The 14,597-nt window shown below is 40.8% G+C and carries 11 protein-coding genes and 1 riboswitch; of the genes, 4 read left to right on the plus strand and 7 right to left on the minus strand.

Translation table 11 applies throughout. From position 1 onward, the window contains the following. Positions 1–3: 3 nt before the first annotated feature. On the plus strand, positions 4–609 hold the full coding sequence (locus ACSFVZ_RS09455) for a PGAP1-like alpha/beta domain-containing protein (protein WP_135923006.1): 606 nt from the start codon (positions 4–6) through the stop codon (positions 607–609). Between the two features lie 4 nt (positions 610–613). On the opposite strand, the gene ACSFVZ_RS09460 is transcribed toward ACSFVZ_RS09455, so the two are convergent. Then, positions 614–823 carry a hypothetical protein gene (locus ACSFVZ_RS09460; RefSeq protein ID WP_253039031.1) on the minus strand — a complete coding sequence of 70 codons (210 nt, stop codon included), beginning with the start codon at positions 821–823 and terminating at the stop codon, positions 614–616. 366 nt (positions 824–1,189) lie between these two features. Here ACSFVZ_RS09460 and ACSFVZ_RS09465 point away from each other — a divergent pair, with 366 nt between their 5' ends. Next, entirely contained in the window at positions 1,190–1,663 is a 474-nt protein-coding gene (locus tag ACSFVZ_RS09465; RefSeq protein ID WP_054552310.1) for a Dps family protein, read from the plus strand. A gap of 42 nt (positions 1,664–1,705) precedes the next feature. Here the strand turns inward: ACSFVZ_RS09465 and ACSFVZ_RS09470 are convergent, their stop codons facing one another. The 5 genes from ACSFVZ_RS09470 to ACSFVZ_RS09490 all read right to left on the minus strand — a co-directional run bounded on the left by ACSFVZ_RS09470 (position 1,706) and on the right by ACSFVZ_RS09490 (position 9,742). Then, positions 1,706–2,107 carry a hypothetical protein gene (locus ACSFVZ_RS09470; RefSeq protein ID WP_253039030.1) on the minus strand — a complete coding sequence of 134 codons (402 nt, stop codon included), beginning with the start codon at positions 2,105–2,107 and terminating at the stop codon, positions 1,706–1,708. A gap of 66 nt (positions 2,108–2,173) precedes the next feature. Beyond that, complete coding sequence (locus tag ACSFVZ_RS09475) at positions 2,174–4,252, minus strand: S9 family peptidase (RefSeq protein ID WP_435558685.1); 2,079 nt, start codon at positions 4,250–4,252, stop codon at positions 2,174–2,176. Positions 4,253–4,527: 275 nt separating this feature from the next. Next, positions 4,528–5,097, minus strand: coding sequence for a chitin-binding protein (locus ACSFVZ_RS09480; protein ID WP_135923009.1), 570 nt, complete (start codon positions 5,095–5,097; stop codon positions 4,528–4,530). Between the two features lie 109 nt (positions 5,098–5,206). Further along, positions 5,207–5,291, minus strand: a riboswitch (cyclic di-GMP riboswitch). Positions 5,292–5,422: 131 nt separating this feature from the next. Then, positions 5,423–8,560, minus strand: coding sequence for an efflux RND transporter permease subunit (locus ACSFVZ_RS09485; RefSeq protein ID WP_135923010.1), 3,138 nt, complete (start codon positions 8,558–8,560; stop codon positions 5,423–5,425). A gap of 9 nt (positions 8,561–8,569) precedes the next feature. Next, positions 8,570–9,742 carry an efflux RND transporter periplasmic adaptor subunit gene (locus tag ACSFVZ_RS09490; RefSeq protein WP_135923011.1) on the minus strand — a complete coding sequence of 391 codons (1,173 nt, stop codon included), beginning with the start codon at positions 9,740–9,742 and terminating at the stop codon, positions 8,570–8,572. 263 nt (positions 9,743–10,005) lie between these two features. On the opposite strand from ACSFVZ_RS09490, the gene ACSFVZ_RS09495 reads away from it, so the two are divergent. Then, on the plus strand, positions 10,006–12,516 hold the full coding sequence (locus tag ACSFVZ_RS09495) for a zinc-dependent metalloprotease (RefSeq protein WP_435558686.1): 2,511 nt from the start codon (positions 10,006–10,008) through the stop codon (positions 12,514–12,516). 53 nt (positions 12,517–12,569) lie between these two features. Here the strand turns inward: ACSFVZ_RS09495 and ACSFVZ_RS09500 are convergent, their stop codons facing one another. After that, entirely contained in the window at positions 12,570–13,184 is a 615-nt protein-coding gene (locus ACSFVZ_RS09500) for a hypothetical protein (protein WP_435558687.1), read from the minus strand. A gap of 272 nt (positions 13,185–13,456) precedes the next feature. On the opposite strand from ACSFVZ_RS09500, the gene ACSFVZ_RS09505 reads away from it, so the two are divergent. Then, entirely contained in the window at positions 13,457–14,596 is a 1,140-nt protein-coding gene (locus ACSFVZ_RS09505) for a tetratricopeptide repeat protein (RefSeq protein WP_435558688.1), read from the plus strand. The last annotated feature ends 1 nt before the right edge of the window (position 14,597 follow it).

Genomic DNA, 14,597 nt, shown 5'->3' on the forward strand with positions numbered 1-14,597 from the left:
GCGATGGCAATTAGGCAGGTTGTAGTATTACACGGACTTTATATGTCAGGCTTTGTGATGCGCCCTCTGTGTGCGCGTCTCGAAAAGTCAGGGCTTAAAATACTCAATTTGACCTACAATACACTCTCCCCCGATAGAGCTGCAATTTTCGATAAGATTGATCGCTTTATTAATGGTAAGCCAACCGCCTTGGTTTGCCATTCAATGGGGGGGTTAGTCGCCCGCGCTTACCTTGAAGCCAATTCACTACAAAGTCGCCATGTCGAAAAGGTGATCACCTTAGGCACCCCACATAAAGGCAGCCATATTGCTAAGCAAATGCAGCAAAAAGGCTTTGAAATGCTGTTAAAAAACAGTGTGGAATTTTTATTATCAGAGAATGGGGATTGGCCGTTTAATGCCAAGCTTTATAGTATTGCTGGCGACTTACCAATAGGGCTAATGCCACTGATTGCCAAAGGCAGTGTTTCTGATGGTACGGTTTTGATAGATGAAACCAAACTCAATGGCATGGCAGAGCATAAGGTGTTTCATTTGAGTCACACCAGTATGATCTACTCACGCCAAGTGATGGATTACATTATTAAGCTTATAAATCAAAGTGAGTAATACTTTAATCTTCAGCACTTGCAGCCACTTTGTATGAGATTAATACAATGACCCCTAAAATCAGTGGTACTGGTGCAGCAATGTAACCAAAGGTATCAAAGTTTGCGAAGCTAGCGCCTGCTAAATGACCTACTAAACCGATAACAAATGCAAGTAATGCAATCACTACAACAACTATTTCAGCTTTACTTTCTTTAACTGTTTTACCGTCCATTTTTATTCTCCTGGTTAAATGCGGTAAGGTCATTATGCGCTTCTATTTCGTTGCTTTTTTGACCTAAATCAAGTTCTAAATCGGCGTGTTTATCAGCTAATACAAACTTTGTTTTAGATCATACTTTCTGCTTAATTTTTGCATATCTGCAAAATAAGGTAGATTTTTTGCTCAGTTGCCCCAAGTCTATATAACAGGTAATTCAATGTTATGTTGATAGTGCACTAGCGGGTAAAAACCGCCTTTGATAGCTAAAACCTATCACGGTGTTCGAATTAAACCATTTTACAGATTAACCAAGATGGCTAATACTTAACACCAAGCACTAGCAAGTAAACAATTAACGGTTTTTTTAAGGAGCAATCTATGTCACAGGTAAATGCAATTGGTTTAAACAGCGCAAAAAGTGAAGACATCGTAAATTCACTAAACTCTTTACTAAGCTGCTACCAAATTCAATACATGAACGCACGTGGTTTCCATTGGAATATCAAAGGTCGAAACTTTTTTGAATTACACCTTAAATTTGAAGAAATTTATAACTTACTACTTGAGAAAGTAGATGAGATTGCAGAGCGTATTTTAACCTTAGGTGGTACACCTGTGCATGCATTCTCTGAGTACATTGAAGCAAGCAAGATCAGTGAAGCTAAAAATATCACTGAAGGTACTGCTGCTGTTGAAAATCTTTTAGCGGGTTACAGCACGCTTATTCAGATGCAGCGTGAAATCTTAGCGCAAGCAGGTGATGCGGACGACGAAGGTACAGCATCATTAATGGGTGACTACATTAAAGAACAAGAGAAACTTGTTTGGATGTTAAAAGCTTACCTTGGTTAATGTTTAGAACAGAGACTAAAAAGCCCTCAATTGAGGGCTTTTTTACTTTAACCACTTTCTTAAATTTTCGTACTCGGGCCTTGCTTGAAAAAGACTCTCGGCATCTAGGTGAAAATAAATATCCATTTCTACCCCCGACCAAACTACCTCTAACAAATTGCGGGCAATGATATTTGCTTTAATATAATCAACACGTTTGTAGCCCCGCGCTTTTACGGCCTGAAAGTAAGCCTTTGCAATCTCAATACTATCAGCCGTCGCTAATTCAAATTGCTCCAAATTCACTACCGCATACTGAATTGACTGTTCAGGGTATTTCATGATTTCTTGACCGACTTCAATGCTAAATGAAGCAACCGCCTCTTTGTTAAAGCTGCCGCTCATTTCCACATAAATCACTGGCGGCTCAACAAAATAGCGCCAATCACCATGGGCTTTAAACATGCTTACCCCTTTGAAATACAACTTAAGTTTACGCTTATAAACGTTATTTACTTATTTATCTAAGCCTTAATTCGGTAATAAAGCAATAAAAAACGCCATTTCTAATGCCTTTTCTTCAAGGCTTTTAAAACGACCAGATGCGCCGCCATGGCCTGCATCCATATCGGTTTTAAACACCAAAATGTTGTCATCAGTTTTAAATTCACGCAGTTTTGCCACCCACTTCATTGGCTCCCAGTATTGCACTTGAGAGTCATGAAAGCCGGTAGTTACGAGAATATTAGGGTAGTCCTGCGGCTTAATATTATCGTACGGAGAATATGCCTGAATCACATCATAAAACGCAGGGTCATTTGGATTGCCCCACTCGTCATATTCATTCGTAGTAAGAGGAATACTCTCATCTAGCATGGTGGTTAGCACATCTAGAAATGGCACATGACAACCGATACCTAAATAAAGCTCAGGAGCTTGATTTACTACAGCCCCCATCAGTAATCCTCCAGCACTACCACCAGAGGCAAATACTTTTTCTGGGTGTGCATAGCCTTGCGTAGTAAGAGCACGCGTAACATCAATAAAGTCACTAAAGCTGTTTTGTTTATATTGCTTTTTACCTTGTTCATACCAGTGACGGCCTAGCATTTCGCCACCACGAATATGCGCAATCGCATAAACAAAGCCACGGTCTAGCAAACTTAATGAGCTGCTTGAAAAGCTAGGATCGATGGTAATTCCGTACGCACCATAGCCATATTGCAGTAGTGGGTTAGTGCCATCTTTATTAAATTTATCAATACGATAAACCAAAGACACCGGTACTTTTTCGCCATCTCTTGCGGTGATCATTAAACGCTCTGAACGGTAGTTTTGCGGGTCAAACTCGCCGAGTACTTGCTGTTGCTTTAATAAGGTTTTGTTCCCGGTTTTTAAATCAACATCATACAAAGAACCAGGCGTTGTTAAGCTCGAATAGTAAATGCGTGCAGTGCTCACATTCGGCTCTGGGTTCATTGCAATTGCGACATAATAACAAGGATCATCAAACTCTAAAGTAAGGCGCTGATCGTGCTGATTAACTACCACAAAACGTGTTTGGCCAAGCTCTCGCTCAGTGAGGATAAGGTAGTCATCGAATATCTCAACCCCTTCTAACAACACGTTTTCGCGATGCGGGGTATGTTCTTGCCAAAGACTTTTATCGCCAACGGTACTTTGTGTCGCAGTCATTAAGCGAAAGTTTTTCGCTTGCCAGTTAGTCACAATGTAAAAGGTATCACCTAGCTTATCGACATCGAACTCATGGCCTTCTTCGCGTGGCATTAAAGCGCTAAACTCCCCCTCTGGGTTATTAGCATCTAGCACCCAAGTATCGTTTGTTTCTGTGGTCGCAAGGTCAATAATGATAAGGCTTTCATCGCGGCTTTTGCCAAGCCCCATGAAGAAGCTTTTATCTTGTTCTTCATAAACCAATACGTCATCAGCTTGCGGGGTGCCTAAAACATGGCGGTAAACCTGAAAACCCAACAAAGTTTGTAAGTCTTTTTTCACATAAAAAACGGTTTTACTGTCATTAGCCCATACCACTTGACCTTCGGTGTTTTCGATAACATCACTAAACATCTCACCATTGGCAATATTTTTAAAACGCACGGTATATATACGGCGACCTTCGGTGTCTTCTGAGTAAGCAAGTAGCTGTTCGTCAGGGCTAATAGCTACTTCGCCCAACTCATAAAATTCGTAATCGCCGGCTAATTGATTTACATCTAACAACAAGTGCTTATCGCGCGCTTCTATTGAGCTGCTGCGATAATGGCGCGCATATTCATCATCGCCACGTACTTCTGAGTGATACCAATACTGACCATCTTTCACAGGTACCGTGTTGTCGTCTTTTACAATACGGTCTTTTAACTCATTAAATAATTGTTCGCGCAGTGGTTTTATGTCTGCTAGTTGCTTGTCGCAATAATCGTTTTCGGCATTTAGATGCGCTAATACATCCTCATTTTCACGCTCATCATCACGCATCCAATAATAATTATCGGTGCGAGTCTGTTGGTGAGTAGTTAATTGCTGAGGGTGTTTTTTGGCAACAGGTGGATGCGCTAATAAAGACAAAGAATACGATTTTGATGACACAGGGAAAAACCAAAGTAAAAAACGAATTGCTGGCAGTTTATCACAGAATTATACCAATCAGCTTAATTAAGCAGTCTATTTTGAGGCAATAAAACCTCGTTGATAACAAGGCAAAAATTTCGTTATTTAGTTGTTCTAAATGAGAAATTTTTAACGCAGTTAGCGACAGGTTTAATCCCTCAAAATGATTAAGTATTATTGCGGGTTGGTATTAAAAAAGCCCACTCAAATTGAGTGGGCTAAGCAATGCTAAAATAGCATTTAGGGGGAAACTGTTAATGTGACACTTGCTGCCACGCCATAGCCCAACTTTTCCCAACTCCCGGTTCAAAGAGTGGGTTATGTGAATCTTTAACACGGCAAAATTCACTAAACGGCCATGGCTTGCACATGTAAATATGACCCGTTTTAGGTTGAAGTACTTTTACACCTGCATTGTAATCATTGCATGCTTGTGGGTAGACATAGTCATACTCGTTTAATCTATCTTGTACTCGCTCTTCACATTTAGCGATGCAATTAAACGCCACTTTTACATGCGTTATACCCGAACCTTCTAGGGCATAAATTTGGTTTGAACGGTATGCAACCACCAAACCTTGCTCTGTCATTTTGCCCGCTTTAACCAACGGAATATGCACATTAATATGTTCAGCCACAGAGCGAGGCCAATTATGAGGCTCTCCATCATCTGAGCTCACAATTGCATATTCGAATGATAAATCGACTAGCTCTCCTTGCATGTCATAAAAGGTCACTATCACCTTATCACCAACAAAAAGTTGGGTATGATGATTTAAGCAACCAATTGGCAACCATCTTCCAGAGGCCATTGACGTATGCATAAACAAAATATCACCCTAAGAGCAACGAATAGGTACTATAGTAACAATCGAACAAAATATTTATGTAAAGTTTGAGGCAAAAGAACCAAAGCACGTAGATTATGTGCTTATCAGCGGTCCCGCTATCATAGTCTTAAAACCTTAGACCGGAAACTTTGCGTCCTAACCTTTCAGTTAGTTTGCCAAAAACAAAATGAGTATAATCGCGACCAGAAAACAAATCAAACAAAAGAATGTAATCAAACATTATATATAGCAAATAGTTACTATATTTTAGTAACAAAAAAGCCAACCGTTTGGTTGGCTTTTAAATAGCTAGTCTGTACTAATTATGAGCTGGCTTAGTTCTGGTAACCACTCTATAACCTGCACGGAAGATATTAAGAACACCATTGCCCACATCACTCATTACAATGTACAAACATGGAACAAGTACTAATGTAATTAAGGTTGCGAACATTACCGCAAAACCAAGTGCTACAGCCATTGGAATTACGAACTTAGCTTGTAAGCTGGTTTCAAACATAATTGGTAATACACCGGCAAAGGTCGTAATTGAAGTCAGTGTGATTGCTCTAAAACGTGCACACCCTGCTTCTATAACTGCTTCACGTGTAGAAAGCCCTTCGCGACGCGCTTGGTTTACAAAGTCAGTCATGACCAGTGAGTCATTGATCACCACCCCTGCAGCAGCGATTAAGCCAAAGCCCGACATTAAACTAATGTCTAGACCAAACCATAAGTGACCCCAAATTGCACCGGTTAAGCTAAATGGAATAACCGACATTACAATGAGTGGTTGCGAATAGCTCTTAAGCGGTACTGCAAGCAAGATATACACTAAAATCATACCACCAATGAAGAACATAATTTGCTCATTAGCTTGTGCTTGCTGCTCTTCAATTGAGCCACCTAGCTCAGTTTTTACTGATGGATACTCTTCTTTAAGTTGCGGTAAAAGAGTCTCTTTAACTTGCTTAACAACTTCACCTGGCTCAATCGCTTCTTCATCGATACTGCCATAAATATACACAGTTCGATAACCTCCTTCGCGGCGAATATAGCTAATACCTGGCTTTTCAGTCAGCTCTACAACATCACCTAATAGTACTTCTTTACCTTCAGGTGTTGTAATTACTGCATGTTTAAGAGATGCAAATGCTTCACGTGTCAGTTTAGGGTAACGCACCATTACGCGCACTTCTTCGCCACGGCGAATAACACGTTGCGCTTCACCACCGTAGAAGCTTGCGCCAACTTGGTTTGCGATATTAGCAAGATCTAACCCTAAATCATATGCCACAGGTTTTAAGCTTAATTGCACTTCTTTGCTCGCCGGGTCGATGGTTGAGCTAATATCAAATAAGCCTTTTTGCTGTTGCAGTAATTGAATAAAGCGACGACCTGCCTCGTTCAATGTATCGATGTCAGGCCCATACAGTAAGTAACCAAACTCACCATCCATGCCGCCACCATTCACATCATCGTAAATTTGTAATGATTTGACACCGGCAATACTTGGCATTTGCTCACGCCAGCGACGAGATAATTCAAATGCGTTGTATGGGCGAAGATCTTCATCAACAAGTGGCGCTAAAAGCTGCGCTTCAGTACGCCCTTGGTTAAAGACTAAAATGTCACGAATAAGTTTTTGACCAAATTCACGCTCGGTTTCTTTATCAACATTAACCACCATCGCTTCAATTTCTCGAATTGCGTTAATGGTTTGAATATCCGACGCATTTTCATTCATTTCTAAACGAATTTGCGGGAAATCATGCGGTACTTTTGGGGTTGGAACAACACGCACTTGATTTGATGAAATCAAACCAAACGTCATAATTAATAAGCCCACAAAAGAAAATAAAACAAGCCAGCGCCATTCAACACAACGTACGATAAATGCTTTATAAGGACCATTTACAAACTTAAAAAAGCGCTTATTAAAACGAGCACGCCAGCTGTTTGGATTAATAGGCGGAAATTTAGTGTGGGCGATATGAGCAGGTAATATAAGCTTCGACTCAATCAAACTGAATATTAGACACAGAATAACCACCACCGCGATACCAAAGAAAAATGCACTTTCTGGCCCGCTTGATAATGTAAACGGTGCAAACACAGCAATCGTAGTCAATACACCAAATGTAGCTGGGGTAGCAACACGTTTTGCACCATTCACTACATTGACAACACCACCGCCTTTTTTCTCAATTTCGGTGTAGGCGCTTTCCCCTATGACTATGGCATCGTCGACCACGATCCCCAGCACCATAATGAATGCAAATAACGACACGATATTAATACTGATACCAAATAATGGCATCATCATCATTGCGCCCAAGAAACACACAGGTAAACCAATCATTACCCAAAGCGCTAACTTAAAGCGTAAGAAGATAGACAACATAATGGCAACCAAGATAGCCCCTTGAATTAGGTTGGTTTTCATCATGTCTAACCGTGCGTTAAGGTAATAGGTCATATCCATAAGAGGTTCAAGACGCAAGCCCGCAGGCAGCTCTTTGTTTTTCTTATCAATATACGCTTTCACTGAATCTGCAACCGGGATCATGTTTTGTTCTTTGGTTGCTTTTACAGACAAATAAACCGCATTTTCGCCGTTAAATTTAAAGTAGCGTTCACCTTCAATAAATTGATCTTTAATTACAGCGATATCTTGCAACAATACCTTCGCACCATTAGCCCCCACCTTGACTGGAATTTGGCGGAACTCTTCACCACTGTAATATTGGTTTTCAACACGAACAGAGATAATACCTGCATCAGTGCGTAATTGGCCGGCAGAGATGTTGGCTGAATAACGACGAACAGCACCAGCTACATCACTTAACGTTAAGTTGTATTGGCGCAGTGAGTCTGGGTCAATTTCAATCGCTATTTCATCTAACGGCACATCGTTTTGCACCAGCGATACGTTTGATAATTGCAGCAACTCATCTTCAATTTGATTTGCTACAGGCTTTAACTCTGTCAGCGGAATATCACCAACGAGCGTCATACCAATCACGTCTTGACGAAATTCAACCTGACTAATGGTGACAGGCTCCATTCCCGCAGGGAACGTGGCAATACTGTCGACGCGTAACTTCACTTTGTCGAGCACATCAGTGAGCTCAGCATCTGTGTTTATCTCAAGACTGGCACGGCCACTATTTCGAAACGAGCGGTAAACACCGCGCTTAATTTCGGTAACATCTTTTAGTGACTCTTCAATTTTGATCAGAATACTTTCTTCAATTTCTTGTGGTGATGCACCCGGATAATTCGCCTGCACCTCAATATAGTTAATTTCAACATTCGGGAACATCTGACGCTGAATAGTGAAATAACTAATGATCCCCATGATGATGATAAACACCATCATTAAGTTAGCAGCGACCGAGTTATTAGCAAAATAGGCTATCAGGCCTGACTGCTTTTCTGTGTTTGTATCAGTCATAGTGTTACCTTAAAGCTTTTCAACCGCTGCAGTTTCTGCATCGCTTGTCATTTCTTTCATACCAGCAATCTTTACTTCCATACCCGCTTGAGGGTACTCAGGTAAAGTAAGAACAAGCTGGTCATTCACTTCAAGGCCATCACTAATGTAGAAGTACTCACCTTCTTCACGCACTACAGTTACTTTTCGTGGTTCAAGTTTATTCTCATCATTTACAATCCACACTGTTTGGTTATTTACCAAAGACTGCGGTAAACGATAGATATTTTGTAACATGGCACCTGCAAAGTTAACTTGTACATAAGCACCAAATTTAATTGGTTGTACGTCATGCTTTAAACCGTATGGGTCTTCAACACGAACCACTAAGTTGCTCATACGTGTCGCGTTATCTACAACGCCTAGATCGCGGTCAATCTCTGCTTCACGAGTAAAGCTGTTTAAGCCTTTATTGATAATGGTCGCTTTAACACCTTTTAAGCGCTTAGGTAAAAACACGCTGTCAAAGCCAGCAATTGGTACAATGATTTCTGCACTTTCAATGTTATTTAGCTCAGCAACCTGGCTACCTACATTTATGTATTGACCAACACCAATTTCACGGCTGATCACTAACGCATCGTAAGGTGCTCTCACTTCACAACGCGCAAGGTCACGCTCAGCACGTTTAAGTGCTGCTTGCGCTGATTTAACAGCTGCTTGCGCGCTTAAAACTTGAGGTTTACGTAAGAATAAGTCCGTGCGCTCGCGCTCTGGATAGCGTCTTGCCTCATCCAATGCAACTTTAGCTTGTGCTTGCTCTTCAATCAGAGCTGCTTGAGCACTTGCTAATGATGCTTCAGCTTGAAGTACAGCGGCTTCATAGTTGTCTTTCTCGATAGTGAATAACACTTCACCACGAGCGACAATTCCACCGGGTACAAAGTTTGGATGCCAACTGGTCACTTCGCCTGCGACTTGCGATGCCAATAATGTACTTTCAAGTGGCTTCACTTCACCGTAGCTATTAATAACCACTTGATGATCATCGCTGGCAACAGGTTCAACTTGGACAAGAGGTCGAACATCTACCACTTCCTTGTCTTTTGGTTCTTGGGCAATAGCATTGATACCCATAAAGCCAATAATACCGACCGCTAAAGCAACGATTGGCAATATCCATTTTAGTAATCTCGTGCTCATAACTTACACCTTTAATATTTTAACTGCCCATATCATACCAAAGCTGACAGAAACATTAATGTGACATTTGTAAGTAACTGTTACAAAACAGGCAAAATTGGCAACAAATTTAAAAAACGCCAATTAAGAACAATTTGTTACAAACAAAAGTAAAATAATATCAAAGAATTACAAAGCAGCCCTTACACTTGTTAACAAATAACCTTTTATCATGGGTTTATTTCATTAAACTGATTTGAGAAATAATTAAAGGAACAATTAGAATGAAAATAACAAATATTGCTTTGGCATTAAGCCTAGCGCTTGCCATGAATGGCCATGCTATTGCAGCTAAAAAAGAAGAAAAAAAACCAGAAACACTTGCCGAAATGATCAAAGATAAAAGTGAATATGCTGGTATCTTTACTCTCTACCAAGATGACAAGACCGGTAATAACCTAATGGTTATAGACCAATCTCAGCTTGATACACCCTTTGTATACTTTGCCCACACAGTTGACGGTGTTACAGATGCGGGTCATTTCAGAGGGGCATACCGTGAAACAAAATTAATTGAATTTCGTAAATATTTTGACCGTATTGATATTGTAAGTAAAACTCCTCGCTACAAATTTGACGAAAACTCAGCGCTTGCTCGCGCTGCCGATGCCAACATAAGCGAAGCTGTACTTGCTAGTATTAAAATTGAAAAAGAAGAAAACGGCAAAATAGCATTTAACGTTGATAAGCTTTTTTTAAGTGAAGCACTGCATAAGGTATCACCTTGGGTAAATCCAAAAGATAAAGATGCTAGCAAACGCTTTAAACTTGGAAAATTAGACGATAAAAAATCACGCATCACCACGCAACGCCCTTACCCAAATAACCTCGATGTTGTTGTTGATTACGTGTTTACTAATGCCGAGCCAAAAGTACGTGGCTCAAGTGCAGTAAGCGATCCACGTAATGTATCAATTAAAGTACAACACTCATTTGTCGCACTGCCAAGCAACAACTATCAACCACGTTTAGATGATGCACGAATTGGTTATTTCACCAATCAATTCGATAATATGACATCTGCAGACTGGGCACCGTATGAAGATGTCATCAAGCGCTGGGACCTACAGAAGAAAGACCCATCAGCCGCACTTTCTGAACCAGTTAAACCAATTACTTGGTGGATTGAAAATACCACGCCAGTTGAGTGGCGAGATACTATTCGTGATGCAGTGTTAGCTTGGAACAGCTCATTTGAAAAAGCAGGCTTTAAAAATGCTATCGAAGTAAAAATACAACCTGATGACGCTGATTGGGATGCTGGCGATATTAACTACAATGTATTGCGCTGGACTGCATCACCACGCCCTCCATTTGGCGGTTATGGCCCTGCTCTTGCGAACCCATTAACCGGTGAGATCTTAGGCTCTGACATCATGTTAGAGTATGTTTTCATGAAAAACCGTTGGATGTACGACACCTTATACACGCAAGGTGCAGCAACACTTCAAAGCAGCCCAAGCACCTCAGAACTGCATTGTTCACTGGGTCACAGTATTCAAGAAAACATGATACTTGCTAAAGGCTTAAGCACAGGTGCAAGCATTGAAGACAAAGAAATTTTACGCCAAGGCTTAACTCAACTGGTGTTACACGAAGTAGGCCATACCCTTGGCCTTAACCACAATATGAAATCGTCAATTTTGTGGGATGAAAAAGAAGTTCACGATAAAAGTAAAACCCAAGGTATCGTAACTGGCTCGGTGATGGATTATGCACCAGCAAACATTGCCCCTATTGGCATGCAGCAAGGTGATATATTCCAAACAAAACCCGGCCCTTATGACGATTGGGCGATTGAATATGGCTATAGCCCGGCTTTAGCTGATAAAGATGCCGAACAACAGCGCCTTGAAAAAATTCTCGCTCGTTCATCTGAGCACGCTTTAGCTTTTGGTAATGATGCTGATGACATGCGTGCTCCTGGGCGTCATATCGACCCTCGTGTGATGATTGGCGATATGTCATCTAACCCTGCCGCTTATGCTGATGATCGTATGGAGCTTATCAATAAGCTGTTTACTGAGCTTAAAGACAAAGCCACTGTTGATGGTGAGTCATACCAACAACTTGTTACCTCAGCCAACATTTTATTTAGAAGCTACCGCACACAAGCTGGCGTAGTATCTCGTCAAATTGGTGGTGTTTATGTAGAGCGAAATGTGGTGGGCGATGACAAAAATGGCGCACCATTTACGCCAGTGCCACTTGAGCGTCAGCAACATGCAATGCAAATTTTAGCTGACAAAGTGTTCTCACCAAATGTGCTTTCAAGCATGCAGCCAATTTATAACTACCTGCTACAACAACGTCGTGGTTTTAACCATTATGGTAAAAACGAAGACCCTAAACCACATGGCATGATTTTAGGCATGCAAAAGCTGGTACTTGCTCAGTTATTACACCCGGCTGTCATGCTGCGTATTTCAGATAGCGCTATGTATGGCAACGAGTATTCACTTAACCAATTTATGAATGACTTAACAGCAAGCATTTTTGTAGACAGCAAAAAAGCAAATACCTTAAGTCACAATCTACAAGTTGAATATGTGAATCAGCTAATCGCGATTGCTGGTTTAGGTAAAGCGAGTAAGCACGACAACCTAGCCAAAGCAGCTGCGCTTTATCAGTTAAATCAAATTGCTGATATGAGCGTGCCATGGGGTGCAGACACCGCAGCTAAAGCGCATAAGCAATATATCGATCGCTTAATTAGTAAAGCCCTCGAAGCATAAGCAAAGCAACACAAAAAAGCTGCCACTTGGCAGCCTTTTTGTTTTTACATAATTTAAGCCATTGCCGGGCGCGATTTATAATATTGAATACACCCTAGTTGTGCAGCATTAGTCAGTAATATCATTACAAAGGTCAGTATGTGAGACACGCTCGGTGTCGCCATAGCAAGCTCGGCAGCGAGGCCACAGCTTCCAGCAACAAATTGCAGGCTAAAGTAGCGCGCACTTAAATTACTAATATCACCACTTTTAATGGTTTTATAAGTCTGCGGCATAACACGAATAGAGCTCATGACTAACCCCACATAGGTTAACCAATTGAGTACTTTTGCAGTTTCAAGAGATGGGCTAAGTAATAAAGAAAAAGGGATCATCGACAGCAATAGCAATCCAACCAACTGTAACCGCTGCGTACGAGCTGCGTTATAGCGAGCAAAGTAGTAAAGGATCAGTGCGCTTAGCGTACCAGTAACAATAAATGGTAGTGCCATATAAAAGCGCTGAAAGAACAGATTATAAGTAATGAAATACACGCTTTGCGCAACACCAAAGCTCATCATTAATAACGAAACGCCCGACACACTGCGATTTTTACGGATTTTATTTAAAAGCGGATAAAAGCTAAACGCCAAAATAAAGCATGAAATAACCGGCAAAAAATGCGCCAAAATAGACCTCTCTCGTTACAATTTAGTTAATAAGTTAGCAATTTATAAATTAGCCATAAAAACAAAGTAAATCATTGTTTTTTATGCATTTTAAAAGAGCGCGGCATTGTAATGAGAGAACGCTAGAATGCAATAAAGAATAAAAAACAAACAACCGCTTGCTGGCAAGATATCCATACAGGGTGTTTACAATCAATGACACTTTTTAAGCAGCTTGAATAGTTATGGCAATATGGGTACATTGAACAAAGAGTGCTCAGCAGGAGAAAGCAATGAAATCAATTATATATGCATTAGTGTTAAGTGCTTTTTTGGTTGGCTGTAAAAGCACTAAACAACAACTTGCTGCGCCGCCTAGTGTCGCAAGCTTGATGGCCGCCGAGAAATTTCAACAAGTAGAATTACCTGATCCCGCGTTATTTACTTTACCTGCTGATGAACAAAAACGTTTCCTTGATTATTTCACGCAGCGCCAAGGTGACTACTTAAGAGACGATGAAATTCTTTATCACTACCTAGAAAATAAACTCACTAACTTTAACTATTATAGTGCCACCCTTAGTGCGCAAGAGGCATTACGTAGGCAGCAAGGTAATTGTATTAGTCTCGCCATTTTAACCCAAGCTTATGCTCAGCTTGCTGGGCTTAAAACAGGCTTTCAGGCGGTGTCGAGTGAGCCAGTTTACAGTAAACAAAGCAACATAGTGTATGTATCGGGCCATTTTCGAACAAAAGTTTACGCACCACTAAATGAGGACGAGCATTACTTAGTAAAACCAGGCACTGTCATCGATTACTTTCCAGCGCGTGGTAGCTTTTACTCAGGCCGTGCCGATTTAAAAGACTTAATTAGCCGTTATTATAGTAACTTAGCAAGCGAGGCCTTGGCTAAAAAGCAATTCAATTTAAGTTACAGCTACATTTTAAAAGCTAACGAATACACACCACATGCACCCTCACTTTATAATTTAGCCGCTGTTTTACATCGCCAGTCGGGTGATTTAGCGGGCGCAAAGCGAATTTACCAAACAGCTATCCACTATGACCTTGATGATACTAATTTACTGCACAACTACGCAGTACTTGCCAAGCAACTTAATGATCCTGAACTAGTTGAGCAAATCAACTCACAACTGGCTTTGCTTGAGCAAGATCCGTTTGAATTGCTAGCAACCGCGATTAACGCTCGCAACAATGGTAAATATTACAAAGCAAAGCAACAGATTGAAAATGCTATTGCGTTAGCCCCGTACTTATCTGAACCCTATATTGAATTAGCAATTATTAGTTATCAGCAAGGCAATGAACAACGCAGTAAAGAGTGGCTAGAAAAAGCCATAGAGATAGAAAATAAAGACGAAAAACTGGCGCTTTATCACGCCAAGCTTTTCGCTTTATCTGAAAAACACTAAG

This window comes from Pseudoalteromonas nanhaiensis (genome assembly GCF_051235485.1).
GTDB lineage: Bacteria > Pseudomonadota > Gammaproteobacteria > Enterobacterales > Alteromonadaceae > Pseudoalteromonas > Pseudoalteromonas lipolytica_C.